Annotated in this window: 28 protein-coding genes and 1 pseudogene; 19 read left to right on the forward strand and 10 right to left on the reverse strand. The window is 61.0% G+C overall.

What is annotated here, in order from left to right:
* The first annotated feature begins 17 nt into the window (after positions 1–17).
* Positions 18–749 carry a DNA repair protein RecO gene (gene recO / locus ACROHD_RS15060; RefSeq protein WP_432679012.1) on the forward strand — a complete coding sequence of 244 codons (732 nt, stop codon included), beginning with the start codon at positions 18–20 and terminating at the stop codon, positions 747–749.
* On the opposite strand, the gene ACROHD_RS15065 is transcribed toward recO, so the two are convergent.
* Positions 734–1,756 carry an NAD-dependent epimerase/dehydratase family protein gene (locus ACROHD_RS15065; protein ID WP_432679014.1) on the reverse strand — a complete coding sequence of 341 codons (1,023 nt, stop codon included), beginning with the start codon at positions 1,754–1,756 and terminating at the stop codon, positions 734–736. The two genes, recO and ACROHD_RS15065, sit on opposite strands and share 16 nt — an antisense overlap.
* Before the next feature lie 63 nt (positions 1,757–1,819).
* Entirely contained in the window at positions 1,820–2,203 is a 384-nt protein-coding gene (locus ACROHD_RS15070) for an META domain-containing protein (RefSeq protein WP_432679015.1), read from the reverse strand.
* A 145-nt stretch (positions 2,204–2,348) separates the two neighbouring features.
* On the opposite strand from ACROHD_RS15070, the gene ACROHD_RS15075 reads away from it, so the two are divergent.
* Positions 2,349–2,612, forward strand: a complete 264-nt coding sequence (locus tag ACROHD_RS15075) for a glucose-6-phosphate isomerase (protein ID WP_432679016.1) — start codon at positions 2,349–2,351, stop codon at positions 2,610–2,612.
* A gap of 161 nt (positions 2,613–2,773) precedes the next feature.
* Positions 2,774–3,742, forward strand: coding sequence for an SLAC1 anion channel family protein (locus tag ACROHD_RS15080; RefSeq protein WP_432679017.1), 969 nt, complete (start codon positions 2,774–2,776; stop codon positions 3,740–3,742).
* 52 nt (positions 3,743–3,794) lie between these two features.
* Here ACROHD_RS15080 and ACROHD_RS15085 read toward each other — a convergent pair whose 3' ends face one another.
* Positions 3,795–5,486: an acyl-CoA dehydrogenase family protein gene (locus ACROHD_RS15085; protein ID WP_432679018.1), complete on the reverse strand. Its 1,692-nt coding sequence runs from the start codon at positions 5,484–5,486 to the stop codon at positions 3,795–3,797.
* A gap of 312 nt (positions 5,487–5,798) precedes the next feature.
* Here ACROHD_RS15085 and ACROHD_RS15090 point away from each other — a divergent pair, with 312 nt between their 5' ends.
* Together ACROHD_RS15090 and ACROHD_RS15095 are read left to right on the forward strand one after the other, a co-directional pair.
* Positions 5,799–6,569 carry a sulfite exporter TauE/SafE family protein gene (locus ACROHD_RS15090; protein ID WP_432679019.1) on the forward strand — a complete coding sequence of 257 codons (771 nt, stop codon included), beginning with the start codon at positions 5,799–5,801 and terminating at the stop codon, positions 6,567–6,569.
* Positions 6,570–6,593: 24 nt separating this feature from the next.
* A complete protein-coding gene (locus tag ACROHD_RS15095; RefSeq protein WP_432679021.1) occupies positions 6,594–7,652 on the forward strand; it encodes a TauD/TfdA family dioxygenase in 1,059 nt (352 codons plus the stop codon).
* 115 nt (positions 7,653–7,767) lie between these two features.
* Here the strand turns inward: ACROHD_RS15095 and ACROHD_RS15100 are convergent, their stop codons facing one another.
* Positions 7,768–9,366 carry a phosphoenolpyruvate carboxykinase gene (locus ACROHD_RS15100; RefSeq protein WP_432679023.1) on the reverse strand — a complete coding sequence of 533 codons (1,599 nt, stop codon included), beginning with the start codon at positions 9,364–9,366 and terminating at the stop codon, positions 7,768–7,770.
* Between the two features lie 308 nt (positions 9,367–9,674).
* Here ACROHD_RS15100 and ACROHD_RS15105 point away from each other — a divergent pair, with 308 nt between their 5' ends.
* Genes ACROHD_RS15105 through ACROHD_RS15135 form a run of 7 tightly spaced genes read left to right on the forward strand, consistent with a single transcriptional unit; the run spans position 9,675 to position 15,115 of the window.
* Positions 9,675–10,376 carry a response regulator gene (locus ACROHD_RS15105; RefSeq protein ID WP_420397027.1) on the forward strand — a complete coding sequence of 234 codons (702 nt, stop codon included), beginning with the start codon at positions 9,675–9,677 and terminating at the stop codon, positions 10,374–10,376.
* Positions 10,377–12,107, forward strand: coding sequence for a sensor N-terminal transmembrane domain-containing protein (locus ACROHD_RS15110; protein WP_432679024.1), 1,731 nt, complete (start codon positions 10,377–10,379; stop codon positions 12,105–12,107).
* Positions 12,108–12,111: 4 nt separating this feature from the next.
* Positions 12,112–12,579 carry an HPr kinase/phosphorylase gene (locus ACROHD_RS15115; protein WP_432679025.1) on the forward strand — a complete coding sequence of 156 codons (468 nt, stop codon included), beginning with the start codon at positions 12,112–12,114 and terminating at the stop codon, positions 12,577–12,579.
* A 6-nt stretch (positions 12,580–12,585) separates the two neighbouring features.
* Positions 12,586–13,488, forward strand: coding sequence for an RNase adapter RapZ (rapZ, locus tag ACROHD_RS15120; protein WP_432679026.1), 903 nt, complete (start codon positions 12,586–12,588; stop codon positions 13,486–13,488).
* An 18-nt stretch (positions 13,489–13,506) separates the two neighbouring features.
* Positions 13,507–13,899, forward strand: coding sequence for a PTS sugar transporter subunit IIA (locus tag ACROHD_RS15125; RefSeq protein ID WP_432679027.1), 393 nt, complete (start codon positions 13,507–13,509; stop codon positions 13,897–13,899).
* Positions 13,896–14,174: an HPr family phosphocarrier protein gene (locus ACROHD_RS15130; protein ID WP_432679029.1), complete on the forward strand. Its 279-nt coding sequence runs from the start codon at positions 13,896–13,898 to the stop codon at positions 14,172–14,174. The genes ACROHD_RS15125 and ACROHD_RS15130 overlap by 4 nt, the downstream gene beginning before the upstream one ends.
* Positions 14,175–14,212: 38 nt before the next feature.
* Positions 14,213–15,115 (forward strand): lysophospholipid acyltransferase family protein, encoded by a 903-nt coding sequence (locus tag ACROHD_RS15135; RefSeq protein ID WP_432679030.1) that lies wholly within the window; start codon positions 14,213–14,215, stop codon positions 15,113–15,115.
* Positions 15,116–15,121: 6 nt separating this feature from the next.
* Here ACROHD_RS15135 and ACROHD_RS15140 read toward each other — a convergent pair whose 3' ends face one another.
* Complete coding sequence (locus ACROHD_RS15140; protein ID WP_432679032.1) at positions 15,122–15,997, reverse strand: 3-hydroxybutyryl-CoA dehydrogenase; 876 nt, start codon at positions 15,995–15,997, stop codon at positions 15,122–15,124.
* Positions 15,998–16,178: 181 nt separating this feature from the next.
* Between ACROHD_RS15140 and ACROHD_RS15145 the strand changes: the two genes are divergently transcribed.
* Positions 16,179–17,000 (forward strand): DUF6473 family protein, encoded by an 822-nt coding sequence (locus ACROHD_RS15145; RefSeq protein WP_432679034.1) that lies wholly within the window; start codon positions 16,179–16,181, stop codon positions 16,998–17,000.
* Positions 17,001–17,057: 57 nt separating this feature from the next.
* Here the strand turns inward: ACROHD_RS15145 and ACROHD_RS15150 are convergent, their stop codons facing one another.
* Positions 17,058–17,987, reverse strand: a complete 930-nt coding sequence (locus ACROHD_RS15150) for an electron transfer flavoprotein subunit alpha/FixB family protein (protein ID WP_432679036.1) — start codon at positions 17,985–17,987, stop codon at positions 17,058–17,060.
* Entirely contained in the window at positions 17,987–18,745 is a 759-nt protein-coding gene (locus tag ACROHD_RS15155) for an electron transfer flavoprotein subunit beta/FixA family protein (protein ID WP_432679037.1), read from the reverse strand. Before ACROHD_RS15155 ends, ACROHD_RS15150 begins: the two co-directional genes overlap by 1 nt.
* Positions 18,746–18,956: 211 nt before the next feature.
* Here ACROHD_RS15155 and ACROHD_RS15160 point away from each other — a divergent pair, with 211 nt between their 5' ends.
* From ACROHD_RS15160 to ACROHD_RS15170, 3 genes are read left to right on the forward strand one after another with little or no spacing between them, the layout of a single operon-like run.
* On the forward strand, positions 18,957–19,334 hold the full coding sequence (locus tag ACROHD_RS15160) for a VOC family protein (RefSeq protein WP_432679039.1): 378 nt from the start codon (positions 18,957–18,959) through the stop codon (positions 19,332–19,334).
* On the forward strand, positions 19,331–19,816 hold the full coding sequence (locus ACROHD_RS15165) for a GyrI-like domain-containing protein (protein ID WP_432679040.1): 486 nt from the start codon (positions 19,331–19,333) through the stop codon (positions 19,814–19,816). The genes ACROHD_RS15160 and ACROHD_RS15165 overlap by 4 nt, the downstream gene beginning before the upstream one ends.
* A gap of 41 nt (positions 19,817–19,857) precedes the next feature.
* Positions 19,858–20,715 (forward strand): AraC family transcriptional regulator, encoded by an 858-nt coding sequence (locus ACROHD_RS15170; RefSeq protein ID WP_432679041.1) that lies wholly within the window; start codon positions 19,858–19,860, stop codon positions 20,713–20,715.
* On the opposite strand, the gene ACROHD_RS15175 is transcribed toward ACROHD_RS15170, so the two are convergent.
* From ACROHD_RS15175 to ACROHD_RS15185, 3 genes are read right to left on the reverse strand one after another with little or no spacing between them, the layout of a single operon-like run.
* Entirely contained in the window at positions 20,712–21,284 is a 573-nt protein-coding gene (locus ACROHD_RS15175; RefSeq protein ID WP_432679042.1) for a cob(I)yrinic acid a,c-diamide adenosyltransferase, read from the reverse strand. The two genes, ACROHD_RS15170 and ACROHD_RS15175, sit on opposite strands and share 4 nt — an antisense overlap.
* Positions 21,285–21,287: 3 nt before the next feature.
* On the reverse strand, positions 21,288–21,491 hold the full coding sequence (locus ACROHD_RS15180; RefSeq protein WP_432679043.1) for a twin transmembrane helix small protein: 204 nt from the start codon (positions 21,489–21,491) through the stop codon (positions 21,288–21,290).
* 18 nt (positions 21,492–21,509) lie between these two features.
* On the reverse strand, positions 21,510–22,340 hold the full coding sequence (locus ACROHD_RS15185; RefSeq protein ID WP_432679044.1) for an SDR family oxidoreductase: 831 nt from the start codon (positions 22,338–22,340) through the stop codon (positions 21,510–21,512).
* 131 nt (positions 22,341–22,471) lie between these two features.
* Between ACROHD_RS15185 and ACROHD_RS15190 the strand changes: the two genes are divergently transcribed.
* From ACROHD_RS15190 to ACROHD_RS15200, 3 genes and pseudogenes are all read left to right on the forward strand, one after another.
* Positions 22,472–24,760, forward strand: a complete 2,289-nt coding sequence (locus tag ACROHD_RS15190; protein WP_432679046.1) for a DNA topoisomerase IV subunit A — start codon at positions 22,472–22,474, stop codon at positions 24,758–24,760.
* Positions 24,761–24,878: 118 nt separating this feature from the next.
* Complete coding sequence (locus ACROHD_RS15195; protein ID WP_432679047.1) at positions 24,879–25,511, forward strand: hypothetical protein; 633 nt, start codon at positions 24,879–24,881, stop codon at positions 25,509–25,511.
* A gap of 106 nt (positions 25,512–25,617) precedes the next feature.
* Positions 25,618–25,694, forward strand: a pseudogene (locus ACROHD_RS15200) (GTP-binding protein); the annotation flags it as partial.

The following is a 25,694-nucleotide window of genomic DNA, read 5'->3' on the forward strand; positions in this document are numbered from 1 at the left end:
GCAGATAGGATCGGCCCATGGATTGGCGCGACGAGGGCGTTCTTCTGGCGGTGCGCAAGCATGGTGAGAGCGCTGCGATTATCGAGATGTTTACCCCTGAACACGGGCGGCACGCGGGCGTGGTGCGCGGCGGTGCCGGGCGTCGGATGGCACCCATTCTGCAACCCGGCGCGCAGCTGGACGTGGTCTGGCGGGCCCGTTTGGAAGATCATCTTGGCGCCTACACCGTCGAGCCATTGCGCGGCCGCGCGGCGGACGCTCTGGATGATCCGTTGGCCTTGGCCGGTCTGACGGCGGTATGCAGTTTGCTGGCATTCTGCCTGCCGGAACGGGAACCGCACCCGGAACTTTACAAACGATCAATCGCCTTGCTGGATGCCCTGGGCGCAGATCAATGGGGTTATGCCTATCTGAGATGGGAGCTGGCATTGCTTGATGAGATGGGATTTGGCCTTGACCTGAACGCCTGCGCGGTGACCGGCAGAAATGATGACCTTGCCTATATCTCGCCGCGCACCGGTCGCGCCGTAACGCGCACTGGCGCCGGAGATTGGGCGGACCGATTGCTTCCCTTGCCAGCCAGCCTGATGGGGCGGCCCGATGCGGGGCGCGCGGACATTGTGCAAGGTTTGTCGGTCACCGGGCATTTCCTGTCCGGGCATCTGGCCAAGGCACTTGGGGATAAGCCCCTGCCCGCCGCGCGCCAACGGTTTGTAGATCGGTTCGCGCGGGGTCAGACGCGGGCTTGATCGATCAGCCAGCGGGCCGTTTCCGTCAGGCTTTCACGTGGATCACGAAATGTCATGCCGAGCAGGTTTTGTGCGTGACTGGCATCCACATCGGTGCGCACGCCCAATAATGGAACGATGGACCGGACCGCAGGATCGAAAAGCCCGAGCAACCGAACAACGAGATCAGGCGCGCGGCGTGTCACGATCTTTCGGTTGGGGAACTGGCGGGACAGGTGGTCGGCCATCTCGGTAAACCAAAGGAAATCGGCAACGCCAATCAGCCGCTGACCGATGGTCTCGTCCCGTTGCAAGGCGCGCAGATGCATCTCGGCAATGTCGCCCACATCGACCATGGTAAATCCGAAATTCGGCAGCATCGGATCACGCGCGGCCAAGAGGCGATCGATCACCGCCAGCGAGGTGCCGTAGTGACGGTCGAGCGGCGCCCCGATCACGAAACCGGGGTTGATGGTGGTCAGACCGATATCAGGCGCGTCACTGGCCACCATGTCCCAAGCGGCCTTTTCGGCCAGGGTCTTGGACACGGAATAGGCCGTGATACCGGGATAGTCGGGATCGGACCAATCGCGTTCGTCATATGTGGTGCGGCCTGCGGGAAGGTCACAGCCCGATACCGCCGCAACGGACGAAGTTAGGATAACACGGCCAACCCCGGCTTCGCGGGCCGCCCGAATGGCTCGCTTGGCGCCCTCAACCGCCGGCGCGATCAGGTCTTGCGGGTCTTTTGGCTGGACCATCGGAAAGGGCGAGGCCGTGTGCAGGATCGCGTCCGTTCCGCTGGCGGCCTCTCGCCAGCCCTGATCGCTCAGCAGATCAAGCGTGACCGTGGACAGATGCGTGTCGGCCTCACCTCCGGGCAACAGCGGGGTCAGCGCGTCATGCAGGGCTTTGCCCTTGGCGGGATCGCGGACCGATCCGCGCACGTGGTATCCGGCGCGCAGCAGACGTAGGACGATGTGCTTGGCGATATAGCCGGACGCGCCGGTTACCAGAACTGTGGGCATGAGGTTTCCTTTGTCGGGTGTCCCCAGCATCGGCCTGCCACCGCGCCGGTCAAGGGCCGGTGTTCAGCGCGGGGTGATCAGCCGAAAATCCAACGTCTCGCCTCTGTCATTGGACAGAATCAAAACGGGCCCCGAAACCTCAGCCAGCTGCATTCGGGACAGCGCGGCAAGATAGGCCTGTTCGGTGGCCAGGTCGGGGCAGGCGGCGCGGGTGCTGGCGATTGTGCCGGGTTCGAACCATGGATAAGGGGCGGTTTGGGCGGCAGAATAGCTGTTGCAGGGGCCACGACCCGAGATTTCGCCACGCATGGTCAGATCAAGTGTTATCGGCGCCGTCTGTGAATGCTGCAACTGCCAGATCCCAGTCGCATAGCCGGTCACTGTCTCGTCCCTGAGGCAACCCGCAAGGGCTAGCGGAAAGAAGAGAAGTGACAAGGGCTTGAGCATGGGCGACCTCATAGGATCAGGCGGCATAGGCAGGACGCTGCCAGATTGGCAGGGGTTTGCGCCAGATCAAGACAGGATTTCGTGAGACTGCTAGGCTCTTTGCGGCATTCGGATTGTAATGTCTAACCTGGGAAGGAGATTTCTGATGCGTAGATATTTGGCCATTACTGCTTGTGTGGCGCTGCTGGCCGGCGCGGCATGTACCCCGGAAGAAGAGATTTACGGCGGCGCTGCGCTTGGGGCGCTTGGCGGATTTGTTCTGGCTGAGCTCTTTGATGCGAATACTGGCTGGACCGCCGTTGCCACCTTGGCCGGTGCTGCCGTTGGCGCGGAAGTGGCACGCAACAACCAAACCGGCCAATGTGCTTATAAACGTCCCGACGGCCGGGTGGATATCCGCCGCTGCTGACCCTGATGTAACGACGGAACCGGCGCAGACCTTGCATATGGGGCTGCGCCGGTTTGCATTTGGAATTGCCGCTCACCCGCATCTCGATTGACTTGGGTCAATGCCTGAACCATGGCTGCAATGTAATTGACGCAGACAATTTTGACCGCAGGAGCCGACACATGTCCGACGCCGCGCCCTCCGCCACCCGGTTGGAGCACTTCCACGTCACTTTCTTCGCCATCGTCATGGGGCTGTCCGGCCTGACCCTGGCGCTGCACGCGAGCGAGGTCGCCTATGGTCTGTCGTCGCTGGCTTCCGACATATCCTTTTATGCAACGGTCGTGGTGTTCATCGTGATCGCCCTGTTCTATGCGGCCAAGGCGATGCGGCACGGCGCGTCGGTTCGCGCCGAATGGAACCACCCGGTGAAACTGGCCTTTTTTCCTGCAATCTCAATCTCTCTTCTGCTTCTGGCAACTGCTTCGGTCGGGCGATTTGATGGTCTGGCCGAGACGCTGTGGCTCGCGGGGGCGGCATTGCAGGCGGTGCTGACGCTTGCCGTGGTGTCGGGCTGGATCGGCACGCGGGCTTTCCTGCATGGACAGTTGTCGCCTGCTTGGTTCATCCCTGCCGTTGGCAATGTGATCGTGCCGATTGCGGGCAGCCAGTTGGGGTACGTCGATCTGAGCTGGTATTTCATGTCGGTGGGGCTGATCTTCTGGATCGTGCTGCTGACGCTGGTGATCAACCGGCTGGTTTTTCACGTTCCGCTGCCTGGGCGGTTGCAGCCGACGCTGGTGATCCTGATCGCGCCGCCCGCCGTGGCCTTCGTGGCCTGGGTTCGGATGACGGGGGATATCGGGCCTTTCGCGCTGATCCTTTTGAATGCGGCCTACTTCTTTACGTTGTTGGTGGCTATGCAATTGCCGCGCATCATCCGCCTGCCGTTTGCCTTGTCTTTCTGGGCGCTGAGCTTCCCTTTTGCTGCCGTTACCATTGCCAGTTTCGTACATGCGGGCGCGGCAGGCTCTGCGGTGCACAAGATGATCGGCACAGTGCTCTTGGCGGCTCTCGTGGTGATTATCGCAGGGCTGGTGTTGCGGACAATGAAGGCGATCACGGCGGGTGAGATCTGTCAGCCGGAATAGGAAACGGCCCGCCGGGTGAGGACGGGCCGTCTTTGAACCGATCGGGTGAGGATCAGCCCAAAAGCCTGCGCGCAATCACTTGCGCCTGAATTTCAGCGGCACCCTCGAAGATGTTGAGGATACGCGCGTCACACAGGATGCGGGAAATCTTGTATTCCAGCGCAAAGCCATTGCCGCCGTGAATCTGTAGACCGTTATCAGCGGCGGCCCATGCCACGCGGGCACCAAGCAGCTTGGCCATCCCGGCCTCGAGGTCGCAGCGTTTGTCGTGGTCTTTTTGCCATGCAGAGTAGTAGGTTAGCTGCCGGGCGATCATGATTTCCACCGCCATCATGGCCAGCTTGCCAGAGACACGGGGGAAGTTGATCAGCGATTTGCCGAACTGCTTGCGGTCCTGCGCGTATTGCATCGCCACATCCAAAGCGGCCTGCGCCACGCCAATGGCACGAGCGGCGGTCTGGATGCGGGCGGACTCGAAGGTTTGCATCAACTGCTTGAAGCCCTGACCGATTTCGCCGCCCAGAAGGTTCTCCTCCTTCACCTTGAAGCCGTCGAAGCCGAGCTCGTACTCCTTCATGCCGCGATAGCCAAGCACCTCGATCTCGCCACCGGTCATGCCGGGGGTCGGGAACGGGTTTTCGTCGGTGCCGGGGGTCTTTTCGGCAAGGAACATGGACAGGCCCCGGTGGTCGGTCGTGTCGGGGTCGGTTCGGGCCAGCAGCGTCATCACATGGGTGCGCGCGGCGTGGGTAATCCAGGTCTTGTTTCCAGTCACTTCCCAGCCATCATCGGTTTTGACCGCGCGGGTGCGCAGGCTGCCTAGGTCAGAGCCTGTATTGGGTTCGGTAAAGACCGCCGTGGGCAGGATCTCTCCGCTTGCGATCTTGGGGAGCCATTGATTTTTCTGCTCTTCCGTACCACCGCAGATGATGAGTTCCGCCGCGATTTCCGACCGCGTGCCTAGGGATCCGACGCCGATATAGCCACGGGACAGCTCTTCCGAGACCACCACCATGGAGGCTTTCGACAAGCCGAAGCCGCCGTATTCCTCGGGGATAGTCAGGCCGAAAACACCCATTTCAGCGAGCTCCTCGATGATCTCCATCGGGATAAGTTCATCCTTGAGGTGCCAGTCATGGGCATTGGGTTCCACGCGTTCGCGGGCATAGCGCGAGAACTGGTCGCGGATCATTTCCAATTCGTCGTCCAAACCGGTGGCGCCGACACCGTTGGAACCTGCAATTTTCTGCATGATTTCAACGAGTTTCGTGCGTGCTCCTTGCGTGTTTCCGGATTGGGTGAGGGTCATGATTTCGGGTGTCATCAGGGCGCGCTGGTCGTCCTGGCTAAACCCGATATCTTGCAGGCGCAGAATTTCACCCTGGCTCATCGGGATGCCGCCGTAGATCTGCCAGAGATACTCGCCGAACGCGATCTGGTGCAGCAGCGCTTCGGTTTCTCCGAACTTGCCATCCGCGGTGAGCCGCTCAGCCCAAGCCTGCATCTGGCGCAGCGCCTCCGCGTAGGTGGCAAGCCATGCCAGACCATGGGCAGCGACCTGATTTTCCTCAAGTTTTGCGGCGGAAACACGCCCCTCGACGCTGACCAACTCGCGCACCCGAGCAGTGGCGGTTTCCAGCAGGGAGTCGACTGGGGCAATGGCCGCACCGGTGAGTGTCAAAAGGTCAGGCAGCAGAATGGCCTTGGGCGAATCTGTGGGCATGGGCGCTCCGTCATGCGGCATGGAATCTCTCCGGTCTTTCTTGCAGGCGCAGTATTATTGCCTTCGCAAGTGCAGCGCAAGATTAATTCGAAAATGATCTCGCTGGCGACAATTTATGTCGCGTCGATGTGCGGCTGAGGTGGGCGCCATGCATACCCCCCCGTGCTCCCCCCGTGCAGACAAGGACTGGCTTTACCTCGTATCGCTGCGACCCGTCCGAGAAGCCCGGATCAGGATGAACGGTGATCTGTGCGGTTTCGCAGGGTGGGATTGCAGGTGCACGAGCGGGTCGGCTGCGGTAGAGGAAAGGCAAACCGAGATGAGAGGACCCGAATGGGGGACGTGATAGACACTCTGCCTTTGACCGTCCTGCTGGCGGCCATGGCGATCACGATGTTTGGTGGCTTCGTGAAAGGCACGGTTGGGTTCGCGCTGCCCCTGATCATGATCTCGGGGCTGAGCGCAATCCTGCCGCCGCAAGTGGCTTTGGCGGCGCTGATCTTGCCAGCGGCTCTAACGAATGCTTGGCAGGCGTTGCGGCAGGGGGTGGGACCCGCCCTGCACTCGGCGCGCGCGCATTGGCCCTTCATCACCATCGGGCTGGTCGTCATGGCGCTGAGCGCGCAGGTGGTGTTGGCGGTGCCGCTTTGGGCCTTCTTCGCCATTATCGGTGTGCCGGTGGTGATCTACTCGCTGTTGCAGCTGATGGGCATACCCATGCGCGTACCTGCGCATCGCCGCGGGTTGGCCACGGTTTTGTTCGGGATGATGGCCGGGATTCTGGGCGGCTTTTCCGCAGTGTTCGGGCCGCCGACGGTGGCTTACCTCATTTCTCTCGATACCGAGAAGGTGGAACAGGTTCGGGTTCAGGGCCTGATGTTCTCGCTTGGCAATGTGCTCCTGTTTGGAGCGCATCTGCGTTCTGGCGTGTTGAACGCCGATACGATCCCATTTTCGGTTCTGATGTTGCTGCCTGCGTTTGCAGGAATGTGGCTGGGGTTTCGGATGCAGGACCGGCTGAACCGGGATCAGTTCTTGCGTGCGACGCTGGTGGTGTTGCTGGTGGCGGGGCTGAACCTTGTGCGGCGGGCATTTTTCGTGTGACCTCCTGCCCTGGGAGGGCGACGTATGGCGATTGATTTGAACGATCTACCGGAGCGGATTGACGGGCCGGGGGCCTGGGTTGGGGCCGAGATGGCAGCCCATCCAGAGCGGTGGCTGGTCACGCTGTCGCGTGAGGATGTGCAGGAACTGGAGCAGGCAGCGGAAGCTTTCCTGGCGACCGGGAAAGACCTGGGACAGATCACCGCGAAGGCATTTCCATTGGAGCGATTCGCCGGGCATCTGGCGGCGCTACAGGAAAAGATGCGCAGCGGAAACGGCGTCGAGGTGATCCGGGGACTGCCGGTTGAGCGATATGATCAGCGCATGGCAGCAACGGTTTTTTGCGGAATCGGCGCGCATATCGGATCTGCCCGATCGCAAAATGCGGCGGGGCATGTTTTGGGCCATGTGCGCAATGTCGGGGCAGATCCAAACGACCCCAACACGCGGATCTACCAGACTGCGGCGCGGCAGACCTTTCATACGGATAGTGCGGATGTGGTTGGGCTGATCTGTCTGCGCAATGCCAAGGAGGGGGGAGATAGCCTGCTGGTCAGTGCCGAGACGATTTACAACAGGATTCGCAAAGAGCGGCCCGATCTCCTGGCGTTGCTCTTTGATCCGATTGCCACAGACCGCAGGGGCGAAGTGCCTGAGGGCATGAAGCCCTGGATGGAGATCCCGCCTTTGAACTGGCACAAGGGCAAGCTAACGGTGTTCTACCAGCGCCAGTATATCGACAGCGCGCAGCGGTTTGACGGAGCGATGCGCCTGACGTCTGCGCATGTGGAGGCGCTTGATCTGTTCGATGCGCTGGCCAATGACCCGGAGCTGAATTTCAGAATGCGGCTGGAACCGGGGGATATGCAGTTCGTCTACAACCACGCGCAGTTGCACGACCGGACAGGGTTTCAGGATTGGGCAGAGGCGGACAGGCGGCGACATTTGCTGCGGTTGTGGCTGTCGTTACCGGGGGATCGGGAACTTCCGGAATGTTTTGCCGAGCGGTACGGCACCATCGAAATTGGCAATCGCGGCGGTATCATCGTGCCAGGAACGAGACTGCACGCCCCGTTGGACTGAACGCGGGGGAAGCCGCTTCGAAGCGGCTTGGGAAACGCGGTTTCGAAACCGCGTGGAAGGGCCTTGAAGGCCCTTGGACCAAGGCCCTTCGAAGGGCCTTGGCTGCGCGTAAGGATCAGCTGATCGCTGCGGCCTTCACATCATCGTCGATGAACGGCACGTATTGCGCAAAGTTCTCGGCGAACATGTTCACCAGCTTCTGCGCCTGCGCATCATAAGCATCCTTGTTGTCCCAGGTGCGGCGCGGATCGAGCAGAACTTCCGCCACGCCGGGGCAGGATACGGGCACGTCAAAGCCGAAATTCGCATCCTTGCGGAACTCGCCTTCGTTGAGCGACCCATCCAGAGCAGCCGTCAGAAGCGCACGGGTGGCGCGGATCGGCATGCGGCTGCCGGTGCCGTAGGCGCCGCCGGTCCAGCCGGTATTGACCAGCCAGCAGGTCGCACCATGCTGAGCGATCTTTTCGCGCAGCAGGTTGCCGTAAACCTCGGGGCGGCGCGGCATGAAGGGGGCGCCAAAGCAGGTCGAGAAGGTGGGCTCGGGCTCGGTCACGCCGCGTTCGGTCCCGGCGACCTTGGAGGTGAAGCCAGAGAGGAAGTGATACATGGCCTGCGCTGGGGTAAGGCGAGCGATCGGAGGAAGAACCCCGAAGGCATCGCAGGTCAGCATGATGATATTCTTGGGATGCCCGCCAAGTGCGCTGGCCGAGGCGTTGGAGATGTATTCCAGCGGGTAGGCGCAACGCATGTTCGCTGTAAGGCTGTCATCGTCGAAGTCGAGCTCGCGGGTTTCGGGATCGAAGACCATGTTCTCGATCACGGTGCCGAATTTTTTCGTGGTGGCGTAGATTTCCGGCTCGGCCTCTTCGCGCAGATTGATCGTCTTTGCGTAGCAGCCGCCTTCGAAATTGAAGATGCCCTTGTCGGACCAGCCATGCTCGTCATCACCGATCAATACTCGCGAAGGGTCGGCGGAAAGGGTGGTCTTGCCGGTGCCCGACAGGCCGAAGAAAACGGCGGCGTCATCGGGATTGTCCACGGCATGGTTGGCCGAGCAATGCATCGCCATCACGTTCTTGCCGGGCAGGATGTAGTTCAGAAGGGTAAAGACCGACTTCTTGTTCTCACCCGCATATTCTGTGCCACCGATCAGGATCAGCTTGCGCTCGAAGTTAAGCGCGATGACAGTCTCGGTCCGGCAGCCGTGCTTTGCCGGATCGGCCTGGAAGCTCGGGCAGTTGATGATGGTGAACTCGGGCACGAAGCTGTCGAGCTCTTCCGCAGCGGGGCGACGCAGCAAGTGGCGGATGAACAGACCATGCCAGGCCAGCTCGGTCACGACACGCACGTCCAGCCGGTGTTCGGGGTCGGCGCCGCCGAACAGGTCCTGCACGAAATACTCGCCCCCTTTCATATGCGCCAACATGTCGTCATAGAGGCGGTCGAAAGCCTCGGGCTCCATCGCGGCGTTGTTTTCCCACCAAATCGTGTCTTCGGTCGCGGCGCTGCGGACAACGTGTTTGTCCTTTGGCGAACGACCGGTGTACTTGCCGGTGGTGACCAGGAAAGTGCCACCCTGACCAAGCGTGCCTTCATCTCTGCGAAGGGCCGCTTCAATCAGCGCGGGTTCGAGCAGGTTATAGTGAACCGAACCGAGATCCGAGATGCCCTGAGCGTCCAGTGTCTGGTCTGGGTTCACGCGTCCTGTTGTCATTATGCAAGCTCCTGCGCCGTTTCTGCCCGGCGCCTTGGGTGAAACATCATGGGGTCGCGGTCGGAAGGGCCGCTGCGATAAGGGCCATATAACATGGCGTTTTCAGCAAGGAACAGGACGCAATCGCACAGTTAGCGCAACCAAACTCACCTTTTTTCGGGCCGTTAGCGCTGCCTTAAGGGGCGGATGGTAGGAAATCGGCCACACCAGTTGCGCATGAATGCAACTTAGAGATTGATTCTAAAGTCCGAAATGTAGGAGAATGAGAAAAAAACAAGGCAAATCGGGCACAATAAGGACATAGTAACATGTCGAGGATCGCACTCGTCGATGACGATAGGAATATCCTGACCTCCGTTTCCATGACTCTGGAAGCGGAAGGATTTGAAGTAGAAACTTACAATGACGGGCAGTCGGCACTGGATGCGTTTACGCGCCGGATGCCGGAATTGGCCGTGCTGGACATCAAGATGCCGCGCATGGACGGCATGGATCTGTTGCAGCGCCTGCGCCAGAAAAGCGCGGTTCCGGTGATCTTTCTCACCTCCAAAGATGATGAGATTGACGAACTGATGGGCCTGCGGATGGGCGCGGACGATTACGTGCGCAAGCCGTTTTCGCAGCGCCTGTTGGTAGAACGTATCCGCTCTATCCTCCGCCGGCAGGAGGCGATTGCCTCTGACGCGGGTGGTACGCCGGAAGAAAGCCAGGTGATGGTTCGGGGACCGCTGACAATGGATCCGCTGCGCCACGCAGTGACCTGGCATGGCAAGGACGTGTCGCTGACGGTTACCGAGTTTCTGCTGTTGCAGGCCCTGGCACAGCGGCCGGGTTTCGTGAAAAGCCGTGACCAGCTGATGGACGTGGCCTATGACGAACAGGTCTATGTGGACGACCGGACCATCGACAGTCACATCAAGCGCCTTCGCAAGAAGATGCGCGAGGTGGATTCGGATTTCTCGGCCATCGAAACGCTTTACGGTATCGGCTACAGGTATAACGAAGACTAAATGACTCTGGCTTCCGACATCGGACCGACCCAACAGCGCGAACCTGCGGAATCGCAGATCGTGCTGGGGGAAGACTGGGACCGCCCCGCCGGGGCGGTCGAGGTCGAATTGCGCGATGCGCGGGCTCGGCGTGGTCTGATGTCGCTCAACCGTTCGCCTTTGGCGCGCAAGATCATCCTCTTCAATCTGTTGGCTCTTGTGGTTCTGGTTGCCGGGGTCCTTTTCCTGAACCCGTTCCGCGACAGCCTAGTCTATCAGCGCGAACAGGCGCTGGCGGTCGAGGCGCAACTGGTGGCCGAGATTTTCGAAGCCAGCCTGCCACGCACCGCACCGGCAAACCTGCTGACCGGAGATGGCATCGATCCAGCAGACGTTCTCAGCCGCATCGGCTTGTCGGATGGCGTTGACGTCTACGTATTTGCCCCGAACGAAACGCTCGTTGCCTCGACCGGGGATGTCACAACCGAAGCGCCAACTCCGGTATCCGGCGCGGAAGAAGATCCGGGTCGGTCGCTGGTCATCACCGATTTTCTGAACACTGTCTGGGACGGTATCGCCGGGGTTCTGGCGCCCACAGACGGCCCAGCCACCGCTGAACCGGCAGAGGATCAGGCGCGCGCATTGGTGGCGGATGCGCTGGCTGGCGAAACCGTATTGCACGGCGGCAACGGCATGGCCGGGGCGATCTTCCTCGCAGCCTCGCCGATCGAGGGCCCATCGGGTGTGGTTGGCGTTGTGGCGCTGGCAACCGCTGCCGGTGAAATCGAACAGCTAGTCCGCGCCGAACGCGAACAGATCCTGCAAATGTTCTTCGTGGCGTTGCTGGTCTCTATCGGTCTCTCGCTGGTGCTGGCTTCGACCATCGCAAACCCGCTGTCGGACTTGTCCGCCGCTGCTGAACTTGGCCGCGACAAGAACGCCCGCAAGATGAGCCCGACGCGCGTTCGGATCCCCGACCTGACCGGGCGTCCTGACGAGATCGGCCGCCTCTCTGCTGCGCTCCGCGGCATGGTGGCGGCGCTTTATGACCGGATCGACGGCAATGAACAGTTTGCGGCCGACGTGGCGCATGAGGTGAAAAACCCGCTTGCGTCGCTTAGATCCGCTGTCGGCACCTTGCGACTGGCCCGTACCGATGATCAGCGTACACGACTTCTCCATGTGATCGACCACGATGTGCGGCGTCTGGACCGGCTGGTTTCGGACATCTCCAATGCCTCGCGGCTCGATTCCGAGTTGGTGAAGGAAGAGGCGGACGATTTCGACCTGATCCATATGCTGTCGAACCTGACGCAGTATCATGCCGAAGAGGCACAGAGCCACGATATCGAGTTTATCTCTGATCTGCCGGGTGAGCCGGTTATGCTGCACGGGCTGGAGGGCAGGCTGGCGCAGGTCTTCGTTAACCTCATCACCAACGCGATTTCCTTCTGCGAAGCAGGAGATGCTGTGAGGGTCTGGGCCCGCAAGCGTGAAAATCGGGTGCTGGTGGTGGTCGAAGATACCGGCCCGGGCATTCCGGAAGAGGCGCTTACCAAGGTCTTTAACCGTTTCTATTCGGAACGGCCCGTCCAGCAATTTGGCGACCACTCGGGCCTTGGGCTGGCGATTTCCAAGCAAATTGTCGAGGCGCATGGCGGCGTGATCTGGGCTGAAAACATCCGCCCGACCGAGGCTGACATCACTTCGGACCCGCTGGGCGCGCGGTTCGTGGTCGGCCTGCCGCTCTAGGGCTTTGGGCAGCACTGACGACATCTCTCTTCTGTCCCAATACAGCGGCCCGCGCGCGCTGGATGGGCGCGTCTTTTGTCGTGGCACGGCAATATGTCTTGGCGGGCATGGCCTGCTGGCGCTTGGCCCTTCGGGCAGTGGTAAAACAAGGCTGGCGCTTGAGCTTATGGCCCTTGGCGCGGCCTTGGTGTCCGATGATGGGGCATATCTGACAGATGAGGGCCGGGTTGAACGCCCGACAGACGCGCCCCGCCTTATCGAAGCTCGGGGGCTGGGTTTGCTGCACGCCGACCCGCTGGACAGCGCACCCCTGTCGCTGATCGTCGATCTGGGCCGGGCAGAACCTGACCGTCTGCCACCGCGACGGGTGGCCACCGCGCCGGGTGGCCTTGTGCCCTTGATCCTTGGCAAGGATCACCCTTTTCTTGCCGCTGCGATCTGCCAATATCTGAAACACAGACGCGCGGAGTAGCCGGCGATGGATCACGAAGACCAAACAACCGCAGAAGAAACCGAACGGGTGGTGTTCGTCTCGGGCCCCTCGGGCGCGGGGCGGTCGACCGCAATCCGGGCGCTGGAAGATCTGGGGTTCGAGGCCATCGACAACCTGCCGCTCAGCCTGCTGCCGCGCCTGCTGGACGGGCCGCCGCCGACGCGTCCGCTTGTGCTTGGCACCGATCCGCGAAACCGTGACTATAGTGCACAGGCGCTGATTGCGGCGGTGGACCGGCTTGCCGCAGATCCCAAGGTGCTGGCCGATCTGGTTTATCTGGATTGCTCCACCGATGTACTGGTGCGGCGTTATTCCGAGACCCGCCGCCGCCATCCGCTGGCGCCGGAGGACCGACCCATCCTGGGAATTGAGCTGGAACAGGACCTGCTGGCCCCGGTCCGGGCGCGCGGGGGCATTCTGATCGACACGTCCGAGATGACCCCACATGAATTGCGCGCCGAGGTGCAGCGATGGTTCGCACCGGGGGGACAGCAGAAACTGGCGCTGTCGGTCCAATCCTTCAGCTACAAGCGCGGGCTGCCGACGGGTGCGGATCTGGTTTTCGACTGTCGGTTCCTGCGCAACCCATACTGGAATGCGGATCTGCGCAGCCTGGACGGGCGCGATGCGGCTGTGGTGAACTATATCGCCGATGATGCCCGCTTCGGGCCGTTCCTGACGCAGGTCACGAAACTGGTCGAAACCCTGCTGCCGGCCTATCAGGAAGAGGGTAAAGCGCATCTGACCGTGGCTTTCGGATGTACCGGAGGGCAACACCGGTCGGTTGCCGTCACCGAAAAACTGGCCACACATCTTGCGCAAGAAGGCTGGCAGGTGTCAAAGAGGCACAGGGAGATTGAACGCCGGGCCGTGACCCGCGCGCCGTAAGTGCCAAGGAAGCAGAGTTTGATCGGCATCGTGATTGTTGCACATGGGGGTCTGGCGCGAGAGCTTCAGAATGCGGTTGAGCATGTGGTGGGCCGCCAGTCCGGAATGCTGGCAATTTCCATCGGTGCGGAAGACGACCGCGCACGCCGCCAGCGTGAAATCTGCGACGCCGCAGATGCGGTGGATGCTGGCGATGGCGTGGTTGTGGTGACGGATATGTTTGGCGGATCGCCCTCTAACCTGTCGCTGCGCGCCTGCCGCCCGTCCAATCGCAAGATCCTGACCGGGGTGAACCTGCCGATGCTGGTGAAGCTGGCGAAATCCCGTAACCTGCCGGTCGAAGATGCCGTGGCACGCGCCGCCGAAGCCGGACGTCGCTATATCAACAGTTTTGACGGAGCCCCCGAATGACCAACTCGACAAAGCGCAAGCTGGATATCGTGAACGTCAAAGGGCTCCACGCCCGCGCTTCGGCGAAGTTTGTGGAAACTGTCGAGCAGTTCGACGCCTCGGCAACCGCCTATAAAGATGGGCTGAGCGCCGCCGGGGACTCGATCATGGGGCTTTTGATGTTGGCAGCATCCCAAGGAACCACTATTGAGGTGGAAACGAGCGGGCCAGAGGCGGAACAGCTGATGGACGCCCTTGCCGCGCTTGTTGCTGACAAGTTCGGAGAAGGGATGTAAGCCCGTACATCCGGGATGGAATCGGGGATAGAGAACCGTTGACCGACGTCACGACGACAAATGCAGGGCCACAGGCCCGGCCCGGCGAGGGCCAGCAGCAACCGGTTTATGACCGGCGCAGCCTGACCTATGCAACCTCTTTCGATTCGCCATTTCGTTCGACCGTGATCCGCGCGATTGAGTGGATGACAGGGAAGTTGACCATCGTTCGGCGGGTGCGCCAGTTCGAACGGATGGGGGCGCCGGTGGGGCAGGCCTTTTGGCCCGCGACCATGAAAGTGATGGGGATCGACCTGCAAACGCCGCAGGCGCAGCTGGATCGCATTCCCTCCGATGGACCGGTTGTCTTCGTGGCCAATCACCCGCATGGGCTGGTCGATGGGATGATTCTGGCCGACCTCATTGGCCGCCGTCGTGATGACTATCGCATTCTTACCCGTTCGCTTCTGACCGGAATCGACGAAAGTGCCGCGAGCTACATGATCGCGGTGCCCTTCCCGCACCAGCCCGACGCGCAGCAGGAAATGATCCGTATGCGGGCCCAAGCGATGGAGCATCTGTCCAACCGCGGGCTGATTGCGCTGTTTCCATCGGGAGTTGTCGCGACCTCCGCCACCGCCTTCGGTCCGGTGATCGAGCAGGAATGGAACGTCTTTACCGCCAAGATGATCCGCCGGTCCGGCGCGACGATTGTACCGTGCTTCTTCCAGGGCACCAATTCCCGCGCCTACCAGATTGCCAACCGGGTTTCACCGGTCGTTCGGCAAGGGCTGTTGCTGCACGAGGTGGTGAAAAGCTTTGACAAGCCGCAGGCGCCGATCATCGGCCATGCGATCACACCTGACCAGTGGAACGACCGGATCCAGAACCCGCGTCAGTTCATGGCGCAGCTGCGGGAACATACGCTTGGGCTAAAGGCCGATCCCGACCGGGCATTCTGACCCCTATCAGCGGGTCGGAACCGCAACTTCTCCGCGATAGTCATAGAAACCGCGCTGCGTCTTGCGGCCGAGCCAACCCGCCTCGACATATTTCGTCAGCAGCGGGCAGGGGCGGTATTTGGTATCGGCCAGCCCGTCATGCAGCACGTTCATGATCGCAAGGCAGGTGTCCAGACCGATGAAATCCGCCAGTTCCAGCGGCCCCATCGGGTGGTTGGCCCCCAGCTTCATCGACTCGTCGATGGACTTTACGTTGCCGACCCCTTCGTAGAGTGTATAGACCGCCTCGTTGATCATCGGCATGAGGATGCGGTTGACGATGAAGGCGGGGAAGTCTTCTGCCGTCGCGGCGGTTTTTCCAAGGCGGTCGACCACGGCTTTGCAGGCGGCAAAGGTTTCCTCGTCGGTGGCGATGCCGCGGATCAGTTCGACCAGTTGCATCACCGGAACCGGGTTCATGAAGTGGAACCCCATGAATTTTTCGGGCCGGTCTGTGCGGCTGGCCAGACGGGTGATCGAGATCGACGAAGTGTTCGAGGTCAGGATCGTTTCGGGCTTCAGATGGGGCAGAAGATCTTCGAAAATCGCCTGCTTGACGGTCTCTCGTTCCGTCGCGGCCTCGATGATCAGATCAGACGAACCCAGATCCGTCAGCCTGAGTGTCGTCGAGATGCGGCCAAGCGCGGCGGCTTTTTCTTCGGCCGTGGCCTTTCCGCGGCTGACCTGGCGTTCGATATTTCGGTCGATCAAAGCCATAGCCTTGTCTAGGCTATCCTGAGAAACGTCATTCATAACAACGTTGTAACCGGCCAGTGCGCAAACATGGGCGATACCGTTGCCCATCTGCCCTGCGCCGACGATGCCGATCTTCTGAATGTCCATGTCCCGTACCTCTGTCCTCGGTGTTTCGCCCGCACAATAGGCGCGGGGAGTAGGGGCAGACAAGGTCAAACGCCGCGGCGGATTGTGCGAAAAATCACCACAAGTTTTCGGTTTAGCCATTTGGAAACCGCCACGGCGCAAATTGGGTCCGGGTGAGTCGAAAACATGGGTGGAGCAAGCCATGAGTTACGCAAAGGTGGGGCACGGACCCCTAGACTACGAACCATGCCGCTATGACGGGTCGCCGATGACCTTTCGGGGGCCAAAGACCAAGCCGGGCAAGGGGTATGTCCTGTGTCTGGGCGGATCGGAGACGTTTGGAAAGTTTTGCCCCGACCCTTTTCCAGACCTGCTGGCCAGGCGCCTTGGACGATCGGTGTTGAACATGGGCGCGATGAATGCCGGGATAGACCTGTTGTTGCACGACCCGGCACTTCGTAACGCGCAATCGCGCGCCGGTGCCGTTGTCTTGCAGGTGCCCGGCGCTGCCAATCTGTCGAACCGCTTCTTCAGCGTGCATCCAAGGCGAAATGACCGCTTCGTCAAAGCCTCGACCATGATGCGCACGATCTACCGAGAGGTGGATTTTACCGAGTTCCATTTCACGCGCCATATGCTGACCGCGCTGCGGCTTCGCTCAGAGGATCGGTTCATGATCGTGGTAGAGGAACTGCGCGCCGCCTGGCGGGCACGGATGGCAACGCTGCTCGACCGGATCGGGGTGCCGGTTCATTTGCTGTGGCTGTCGCACCGCGCGCCGGGGGATGACCCCGCGGATGAGGCGGGGTTGGGGTACGATCCGCTCTTCGTTGATGCCGAGATGCTGGCAGAGCTGGAACCGAAGGCGGCCAGTGTCTCGATCTGCATTCTTGCGCAGGATGCGCGGGCCCCGGCGGCGCGGGGGATGTTCTATGGGCGCGGTGAAGAAGCCGCCGCACGGCTGATGCCGGGGCCGGAAGATCACGACCGGGTGGCCGCGATGCTGGCAGGTGCGATGGCATGAAAAAGAAAAAGGCCCGCCGGGTCGGGCGGGCCTTTCTGTGTGCGTTCCCTGTGCGGATCAACCGAGTTTTTCGGTGAGTTCCGGCACAGCGGTAAAGAGGTCCGCGACCAGGCCGTAATCGGCGACCTGGAAGATCGGGGCCTCTTCGTCCTTGTTGATCGCGACGATGATCTTCGAATCCTTCATGCCCGCGAGGTGCTGGATCGCGCCCGAGATGCCCACAGCGACGTAGAGATCGGGGGCAACCACCTTACCGGTCTGGCCCACCTGCCAGTCGTTCGGGGCATAGCCCGAGTCGACCGCAGCGCGGGAGGCACCCACGGCGGCGCCGAGCTTGTCGGCCAGCGCTTCGATGATCTTGAAGTCGTCTTCCGACCCAACGCCACGGCCACCCGACACGACGATGCCGGCCGAGGTCAGTTCGGGGCGATCGGACGCGGCAACCTTGTCCTCGACCCATTCAGACAGGCCCGGGTTTTCAGCGGCCGAGATGGTTTCCACCGGCGCAGCAGCTTGTTCGCCAGCCGCGTCGAAGGTGGAGGTCCGGAAGGAAATGACCTTCTTGGCGTCCGAGGACTTCACGGTCTGGATCGCGTTGCCCGCGTAGATCGGACGTTCAAAGGTGGAGCCATCGACCACACCGGACGCATCCGAGATAACCATGACGTCGAGCAGTGCAGCCACGCGGGGCAGCACGTTCTTGGCGTCGGTGGTGGCCGGTGCCACGATGTGTTCGTAATCGCCGGACAGCGACACGATCAGCGCCGCGGTCGGTTCCGCCAGGCGGTGGCCGAGAGACGCATCCTCTGCCACCAACACTTTGGAGACACCAGCGATCTTGGCGGCGGCCTCACCGGCAGCGGCGGCAGAGGCGCCAGCGGCCAGAACGGTCACTTCGCCAAGCGACGACGCCGCGGACACGGCCTTTGCGGTGGCGTCCAGCGCCAGTTCGCCGTCGGTCACTTCAGCAAGGAGAAGAACAGCCATTACACAGCCCCCGCTTCTTTGAGTTTCGCAACAAGCTCGTCTACCGAGCCCACAATCTCACCGGCCTTGCGGGCCTCGGGTTCCGTCGTCGAGACAATCTCCAGACGCGGGGTGACGTCGACGCCGTAGTCGGCGGCGGTCTTCTCATCCAGCGGCTTTTTCTTGGCCTTCATGATGTTCGGCAAGCTCGCATAGCGGGGCTCGTTCAGGCGCAGGTCGACGGTGATGATGGCAGGCATCTTCACGTTGATGGTCTGAAGGCCGCCATCCACCTCGCGGGTGATCTTGGCGCTGTCGCCATCGATATCGACCTCGGAGGCGAAGGTGCCCTGGGACCAGCCAAGCAGAGCCGACAGCATCTGGCCGGTGGCGTTCATGTCATTGTCGATGGCCTGCTTGCCGCAGAGCACCAGACCGGGCTGTTCCTCGTCCACAACGGCCTTGAGGATCTTGGCAACCGCCAGAGGCTCGATATCGGTGTGTACGTCATCGGCGGCCACGACCAGGATCGCGCGATCCGCACCCATGGCCAGCGCCGTGCGCAGGGTTTCCTGGCTTTGCTTCACGCCGATCGAGACGGCGACAACCTCGTCTGCCTTGCCCGCTTCCTTCAAACGGATCGCCTCTTCCACGGCAATCTCGTCGAACGGGTTCATCGACATCTTCACATTCGCAAGATCAACACCGCTGCCATCCGCCTTCACACGGACCTTCACGTTGTAGTCGATCACGCGTTTGACAGGCACAAGAACCTTCATTTCCACGTCTCTCCTGTTATGGCCCCCGAGGCGCAGGCCGCGGGTAAGTCATGCTATCATGCGGTTGTTACCGCTTCGAATCGCGTGATGACAGGTCAAAATCGACGCGTTCGACCGATTGGACGCCGCGTTTTTTCCTTATTGAGTGCCTATGTGTCGGATCGGCGCCGTGTTTTGCGCCGGGGTGAATGCGTAAAAGGAACAGATTAAGATGGAGAAAGTTCAGGGAATCGGCGGATTTTTCTTCCGCGCAAAAGATCCGGAGGCACTTGGGCGGTGGTACAGGGACCATCTGGGGATCAACATCGCCCCAACTGATATGGAGATGGTGCCCTGGGTCAGCGACGCCGGTGTGACGGTCTTTGCACCTTTCGCAGAGGACACTGACTATTTCGCAGCCGCCCAGCGTTTCATGCTGAACTTCCGGGTCGTCGATCTCGACGCGATGGTGACGCAACTGGAATCTGCCGGTATTGACGTCTACAATCGACAAGAGATGGAGGGGATCGGCCGTTTCGCTCATTTGCGCGACCCCGAAGGCACGCCGATCGAATTGTGGGAACCCGCCCCGACAGGAGATAGCGAATGACAGCATCCATGGCAGAGCCTCAGATCAAGGCTTTCCCGGAAACCCACACGCTCGGTTTCGTCCGCGACTATTCGATGGCCACGCTGGACGAGATGCCCGATCTCTGGCGCACCTTCTACGAGGCGCCGCTGGTCATCCCCAACTACGTTCCCGGAGCCATGTATGGCGTGTCTTTCGCGGCGGACGGGCTTGGCAAGTTCAAATACGGGGTCACGGTCGAGGTCGATCCGGTGCCTTCGGAGCTGCCCAAAGGCACTAGCCTGGCGCGGTTGCCGGAAGGCGACTATGCGGTCGTGCAGGATTTCGGCACGCTCGATGATGTGCAGCTTTGCTTTGACTGGATCATCGCCGAATGGTTGCCACAGTCGCGCTATACGCAGCGCCGCGGCGCGATCTTCGAGCGCTATCCCGAAGACCCGCGCAATGGGCCCGAGGGTATGGTGTTCGAGATCTGGGTTCCGGTCTGCGACAGGCCCAACTAGTAACTGTTGCAAAGCGCAAGATCGGTCAGGCACGGTGCCGGGTGACCCGGTATCCTGAGACCATGAAACGGATGCACACCCCAATTGACCTGATTGCCCGCACCTTGTGGCAGGTGGAAACCGACCTGTCCCGAGGCACGGATTTGACCCGTCTTGCCGAAGCTGTCGGGGTCAGCAGGTTTCACCTCACACGGGCTTTTTCGCTGCGCACCGGTCTTCCGCTTGGCACCTATGTCAGGCGGCGGCGGTTAAGCCAGGCGGCAATCGCGCGGGCTGCTGGTGAAAGCGTGACCAATGCGGCTTTTGACGCAGGCTATGACAGCGTCGAGGGGTTTTCCCGCGCGTTCCGTTCCTGTTTCGGATTGGCCCCGTCTTCGATCAGGGGGCCGGACGATCTGAGCAGGATCACCTTGCAGGAAGCCATAGAGATGACCCAACCCGACCAATCCGAAACCCAGGTGCCCGAAATCCGGACCATCGATCCGATTTCCCTTGTCGGGAGGTCTGACCGGTTCGACATGAAAACCCGGACACGCATACCCGCGCTGTGGGATGACACCGTGTCGGAATGGCATGACGCCATGATCGGTGGCCCAACCTACGGCGTCTGCTCGGACTTTAGTGACACGGGTGAGTTCACCTATAGCGTTGCGTTTCCGGGCGAGGCGTCAGAAGGGCTCGAACGGCTGACCATTCCGGGTGGCACCTACGCGGTTTTTGCCCATGAGGGACATATCTCAACGATTGCCCGAACCTGGGACGCAATCTTTGCCAAATGGGCCCCGGTTGCCGAATACGATCTGAAAGACGGCCCCGAATTCGAGCTTTATGATGCCGATTTCGATCCGGCCAAGCCGGGCAAGGTCGCCGTGTGGGTGCCTGTGGTGCCGCGCGCTTAGCGGTTTGCCCCCGGCACCCAAAGAACATCAGCGCGGCCGTCATCATTGCAGATGCGGGCCGCGACGAAGAACCAGTCGGACAGGCGGTTAAGGTATTTCACCGCCGCGGGGTTGACCGTTTCCATAGTGGACAACTCCACCGCCAACCGTTCGGCCCGGCGGGCGACGGTCCGGCACAGGTGCAGATGCGCTGCGGCAGCCGAACCACCGGGTAGGATGAAGCTCCGCAGCGGATCCAGCCGGTCGTTCATCGCGTCGATCTCGGCCTCCAGCCGGTCTACCTGTGCGGAAATCATCCGCAGGGGCGGATATTCGGCATCGGCATCCTTTTCCATGTCAGGGCGGCAGAGATCAGCGCCCAGATCGAAAAGATCGTTCTGGATCATTGCCAGTTGCGCGTCCATTGCTCCTTCGGTGTGCAGCCTCGCCAGCCCGAGTGTTGCGTTCAGCTCATCCACCGTGCCGTATGCCGTGACGCGGGCAGAGTGCTTGTCGACCCTTGCGCCGTTGCCCAATGCGGTTTGCCCGGCGTCGCCGGTGCGGGTGTAAATCTTGTTCAGAACAACCATGTCTCAGCCACCGTTTCCGCGCAGATAGACCACCAGAGCGATCAGGATGACCGCAACGAACTGCACCGCCAGTCGCCAGCGCATGATTTTGTTTGCATTTCTGCGGTTGAACTCTCCGCCGCGTGTATAGGTGCCGATCCCGAACATCAGGATGATGGCAACCCCGACCGTGACGATCAGGGCAATGATGGTAAGGGTATCTACCATAGCGGTCCTTTCCGGGGGTCAGCCCTTTTCGATCAACCAGTCGAGAGCGCGTGTCGGCAATAGCCGTTTCATCGTCCCCATGAAATAGGTTGGAACCGTTACATAGTATCGCGGGCGTGGGCGACCAGCCTCGATGGCGTGAATCAGCTTCTTTGCCACGGCATCGGGGGGCAACTCGAACGCGTCGGGTTTATCTTTGTCTTCATAGAGACGTTTTAGCAGCGTGTCGCGATAGAGATCAGACAGGGCCGAGTTTTCCCAGTCGATCCAGCGTTCGAAATGGCCGCGGGCGTTTTCGCGGATCTTCGATGTGACGGGGCCGGGTTCGATCAGTGATACGTGAATGCCCGATCCACGCAGTTCCAGTCGCATCGTGTCAGTCAACCCTTCCAGCGCGAACTTGGTCGAGACATAGGCCGCGCGCCACTTGTAGGTGATGAAGCCAAGGACCGAGCTGTTCTGCACGATCCGCCCATGCCCCTGGGCGCGCATGACGGGAATCACGCGGCGGGTGAGTTCATGCCACCCGAAGAAATTGGTCTCAAAAATCTCACGAAGCCCGTCGGTGGGGAGATCCTCGACCGCGCCGGGCAGGCCGAACGCGCCATTATTGAACAATGCGTCAAGGGTGCCGCCAGTCTGATCCAGTGCCCAGTTCAGACCGGCTGCTATACTGTCGGTATCGGCAAGGTCCAGCACTCCGCAGGTCAACCCTTCGCCGCGCAGGCGCTCGGCGTCCTCTGGCTTGCGGCAAGTGGCCAGCACGTGCCAGCCGCGCGCGTGCAGGGCATGGGCACAATGATAGCCGATGCCGGAGGAACAACCGGTGATCAGAATGCTGCGGGTCATGGGGATTTCCTGTAGCCTGTGTTAGCAAAGGGGTAGGGCGGGCGTGCGCTTAGTACAAGTGCAGGGATATATCCTGCTTTACCACCCCTCGTGGTTTGACGTATCACAGATACCAAATGAACGAGCAGAATATGTCAGACGACAACCGCGAAATCACCGAACCGCTGAGCCGTGCCATTGGCTCGCGCTATCTGCAATATGCGCTGTCGACCATCATGCACCGGGCCTTGCCCGACGCGCGTGATGGGTTGAAGCCTGTGCATCGGCGCATCCTTTTTGCGATGCGGGAACTGCGGCTGGCCTCCAACGGGGGGTTCCGCAAGTCGGCCAAGATCTCCGGCGATGTGATGGGGAACTATCACCCCCATGGCGACGCCGCGATCTATGACGCGATGGCGCGCCTGGCGCAGGATTTCACCATCCGTTATCCGCTGGTCGACGGGCAGGGGAACTTTGGCAATATCGACGGCGATAACCCGGCTGCCAGCCGGTACACAGAGGCGCGGATGACTGCCGTGGCCGAGGTGCTGCTGGAAGGGCTGAACGAGAACGCCGTTGATTTCCGCGACAATTATGACGGCACCCTTCAGGAACCCGAGGTTCTGCCAGCTGCGCTGCCCAACCTTCTGGCCAACGGGTCAAGCGGGATTGCCGTGGGGATGGCCACCAACATTCCGCCCCATAACGTCGATGAACTGATCACAGCGTGCCTGCACCTGATCAAGACACCCGACGCGCGTGATGAGACCTTGCTGAACTACATTCAGGGACCGGATTTCCCGACCGGCGGCGTGATCGTCGAGCCAAAGGAAAGCATGGCCGAAACCTACCGCACGGGCCGGGGTGCCTTCCGGCTGCGGGCCAAGTGGGAAACCGAGGATCTGGGCCGGGGCACCTGGCAGGTTGTTGTGACTGAAATTCCCTATCAGGTTCAGAAATCGAAGCTGATCGAGAAGATCGCGGAACTGATCCAGACCAAGAAGGTGCCGATTCTGGCCGACGTGCGCGATGAATCGGCCGATGATATCCGTATTGTGCTGGAACCCCGGTCCAAGAACGTGGACCCCGAAATTCTTATGGGCACGCTGTTCCGCAGCTCGGATCTGGAGATCCGGTTTAGTCTGAATATGAACGTGCTGATCGACGGGCGCACGCCCAAGGTGTGCAGCCTGAAGGAAGTGCTGCGCGCTTTCCTCGATCACCGGCGCGAGGTTCTGATCCGCCGCTCCACCCACCGGATGGAGAAGATCGACCACCGGCTAGAGGTTCTGGAAGGCTTTATTATCACCTTCCTCAACCTCGACCGGGTCATCGACATCATCCGATATGACGACGACCCCAAGGCAGCGCTGATGCGCGAGGAATGGGGCAGGGCACATGTGCGCGCAACGTCTGAGGCCGACTATGTCAGCCCCGCCCCGGGTGAAGGTGAACTGACAGAAGTTCAGGCCGAGGCGATCCTGAACATGCGCCTGCGGTCCTTGCGGCGGCTGGAGGAGATGGAGCTGCTGAAAGAGCAGGCCGCCCTGATGGAAGAACGTGCCGAGCTCGACGACCTTTTGGCGCGCGATGAGCTGCAATGGGGCCGCATCGGCGATGAACTGCGTGAGATGCGCAAGCAGTTTGGCAAGGGGACCGAGTTCGGCAAACGCCGCACTGATTTCGCCGAGGCCGGCGTGATCGAAGAGGTGCCGCTTGAAGCGATGATTGAACGAGAGCCGATCACCGTGGTCCTGTCCAAGATGGGTTGGGTGCGGGCGATGAAAGGTCATGTCGCCCTGGACGGAGAGTTCAAATACAAGGACGGCGACGAGGGCCGCTTCCTGATGCATGCGGAAACCACCGACAAGTTGCTGGTCTTTGGCAATAACGGCCGATTCTACACCATTGCGGCTGCGAATCTGCCCGGCGGGCGCGGTATGGGCGAACCTGTGCGCCTGATGGTTGACCTGCCCAATGAGGTCGAGATTGTCGACCTGATCATTCACAAGCCCGGCGCGAAACTGCTGGTAGCATCCTCAGCCGGTGACGGGTTCGTGGTGCCCGAAGCTGATGTTCTGGCCCAGACCCGGTCCGGCAAGCAGGTTCTGAACGTGAAAGCGCCCGTGCGCGCCGCCGTTTGTACCCGCGTGCAGGATAGCGAAGACTATGTTGCCTGCGTGGGCGAGAACCGAAAGGTGCTGGTTTTCCCGCTGGCTGAACTGCCTGAAATGGGCCGTGGCAAGGGCGTTCGCCTGCAAAAATACAAAGATGGCGGCCTGTCGGATGCACGTTGTTTCAACCGGGCCGAGGGTCTCAGCTGGAAAGACCCCGCCGGTCGTACCCGCACCGAAACGGACCTTGCGGAATGGGAAGGCAAACGGGCAGGCACCGGGCGCATGGCGCCGCGCGGCTTCCCACGGAACAACCGGTTCACCTGACATCCGGCTATGCAACTCGGCCACGGTTTTTCGCCGAAATTCCGGCGGCTTGACCGGGTTGATTGCGTGTCCGGTCCGGCTGCGCTATCCCGAACAGGCTGCCATTTAGGAGGAGCCCATGCGCGCCCTGTCCCGTTTCGCCCTTTTGGGGCTGGTCCTGATTCTCGGGGCCTGCGCTGCGACTGACCCGCTGGAAGAAGAACTGCCCGATATGGGGGATTTCCGGCTCGCCTATAATATCGTCGTCGCTGACAACATGCAGCAGGTGCCGCCTTCCCGGCAGGCGACGGGCGAGGAATGGATCGAAGTTCTGACCGCCGAGATCGACCGCCGCTTTGGCGGCTACGAAGGCGACAGGCTTTATCACATCGCCATCCATGTAGACGCCTATGCGCTTGCACCTCCGGGTATCCCCGTGGTGTTGCAACCGCGGTCCATCCTCGTGGTAAGCGCCAATGTTTGGGACGATGAATTGCAGGCCAAGCTGCATGATGACCCCGAACAGCTGACGATTTTCGAAGGGGCCGCAGCAGAGACGATGCTGATCGGATCGGGACTGGCGCGGTCGCGGGAAGAGCAGATGCAGATCCTCGCGCGTAACGCCGCACGGCGCATCCAGCTTTGGATGTTGACCCATCCGGAATGGTTCTCGATCGATGAAGAAGAGGCTGCCGAAGCACAAGCGACGCTTGCAGCACAGGTAGAAGCGGTGGAACAACCCGTCGAGCTGCCGGAAGAAGCGGCAGAGTAGCGGGAAATCCCCAACTCACCCTTGATTTTTCCCCCGCGCCTCAGTAACGAGCGCGCGATGATGAACCGGGGCCGGGCGGCCCCCCCTAGCATGAGGCGCCTGAGCAATGGCAAAGGAAAAGTTTGAGCGCGGCAAGCCGCATTGTAACATCGGCACGATCGGTCACGTTGACCACGGCAAGAC

This window comes from Nioella aestuarii (assembly GCF_050896395.1).
GTDB lineage: Bacteria > Pseudomonadota > Alphaproteobacteria > Rhodobacterales > Rhodobacteraceae > Nioella > Nioella aestuarii.

Excerpts from the sequence above, each read along its gene's own strand:
- recO (WP_432679012.1), top strand. The coding sequence starts at position 18 with ATGGATTGGCGCGACGAGGGCGTTCTTCTGGCGGTGCGCAAGCATGGT.
- ACROHD_RS15065 (WP_432679014.1), bottom strand. The coding sequence starts at position 1,756 with ATGCCCACAGTTCTGGTAACCGGCGCGTCCGGCTATATCGCCAAGCAC.
- ACROHD_RS15070 (WP_432679015.1), bottom strand. The coding sequence starts at position 2,203 with ATGCTCAAGCCCTTGTCACTTCTCTTCTTTCCGCTAGCCCTTGCGGGT.
- ACROHD_RS15075 (WP_432679016.1), top strand. The coding sequence starts at position 2,349 with ATGCGTAGATATTTGGCCATTACTGCTTGTGTGGCGCTGCTGGCCGGC.
- ACROHD_RS15080 (WP_432679017.1), top strand. The coding sequence starts at position 2,774 with ATGTCCGACGCCGCGCCCTCCGCCACCCGGTTGGAGCACTTCCACGTC.
- ACROHD_RS15085 (WP_432679018.1), bottom strand. The coding sequence starts at position 5,486 with ATGCCGCATGACGGAGCGCCCATGCCCACAGATTCGCCCAAGGCCATT.
- ACROHD_RS15090 (WP_432679019.1), top strand. The coding sequence starts at position 5,799 with ATGGGGGACGTGATAGACACTCTGCCTTTGACCGTCCTGCTGGCGGCC.
- ACROHD_RS15095 (WP_432679021.1), top strand. The coding sequence starts at position 6,594 with ATGGCGATTGATTTGAACGATCTACCGGAGCGGATTGACGGGCCGGGG.
- ACROHD_RS15100 (WP_432679023.1), bottom strand. The coding sequence starts at position 9,366 with ATGACAACAGGACGCGTGAACCCAGACCAGACACTGGACGCTCAGGGC.
- ACROHD_RS15105 (WP_420397027.1), top strand. The coding sequence starts at position 9,675 with ATGTCGAGGATCGCACTCGTCGATGACGATAGGAATATCCTGACCTCC.
- ACROHD_RS15110 (WP_432679024.1), top strand. The coding sequence starts at position 10,377 with ATGACTCTGGCTTCCGACATCGGACCGACCCAACAGCGCGAACCTGCG.
- rapZ (WP_432679026.1), top strand. The coding sequence starts at position 12,586 with ATGGATCACGAAGACCAAACAACCGCAGAAGAAACCGAACGGGTGGTG.
- ACROHD_RS15130 (WP_432679029.1), top strand. The coding sequence starts at position 13,896 with ATGACCAACTCGACAAAGCGCAAGCTGGATATCGTGAACGTCAAAGGG.
- ACROHD_RS15140 (WP_432679032.1), bottom strand. The coding sequence starts at position 15,997 with ATGGACATTCAGAAGATCGGCATCGTCGGCGCAGGGCAGATGGGCAAC.
- ACROHD_RS15145 (WP_432679034.1), top strand. The coding sequence starts at position 16,179 with ATGAGTTACGCAAAGGTGGGGCACGGACCCCTAGACTACGAACCATGC.
- ACROHD_RS15150 (WP_432679036.1), bottom strand. The coding sequence starts at position 17,987 with ATGGCTGTTCTTCTCCTTGCTGAAGTGACCGACGGCGAACTGGCGCTG.
- ACROHD_RS15155 (WP_432679037.1), bottom strand. The coding sequence starts at position 18,745 with ATGAAGGTTCTTGTGCCTGTCAAACGCGTGATCGACTACAACGTGAAG.
- ACROHD_RS15160 (WP_432679039.1), top strand. The coding sequence starts at position 18,957 with ATGGAGAAAGTTCAGGGAATCGGCGGATTTTTCTTCCGCGCAAAAGAT.
- ACROHD_RS15165 (WP_432679040.1), top strand. The coding sequence starts at position 19,331 with ATGACAGCATCCATGGCAGAGCCTCAGATCAAGGCTTTCCCGGAAACC.
- ACROHD_RS15175 (WP_432679042.1), bottom strand. The coding sequence starts at position 21,284 with ATGGTTGTTCTGAACAAGATTTACACCCGCACCGGCGACGCCGGGCAA.
- ACROHD_RS15180 (WP_432679043.1), bottom strand. The coding sequence starts at position 21,491 with ATGGTAGATACCCTTACCATCATTGCCCTGATCGTCACGGTCGGGGTT.
- ACROHD_RS15185 (WP_432679044.1), bottom strand. The coding sequence starts at position 22,340 with ATGACCCGCAGCATTCTGATCACCGGTTGTTCCTCCGGCATCGGCTAT.
- ACROHD_RS15190 (WP_432679046.1), top strand. The coding sequence starts at position 22,472 with ATGTCAGACGACAACCGCGAAATCACCGAACCGCTGAGCCGTGCCATT.
- ACROHD_RS15195 (WP_432679047.1), top strand. The coding sequence starts at position 24,879 with ATGCGCGCCCTGTCCCGTTTCGCCCTTTTGGGGCTGGTCCTGATTCTC.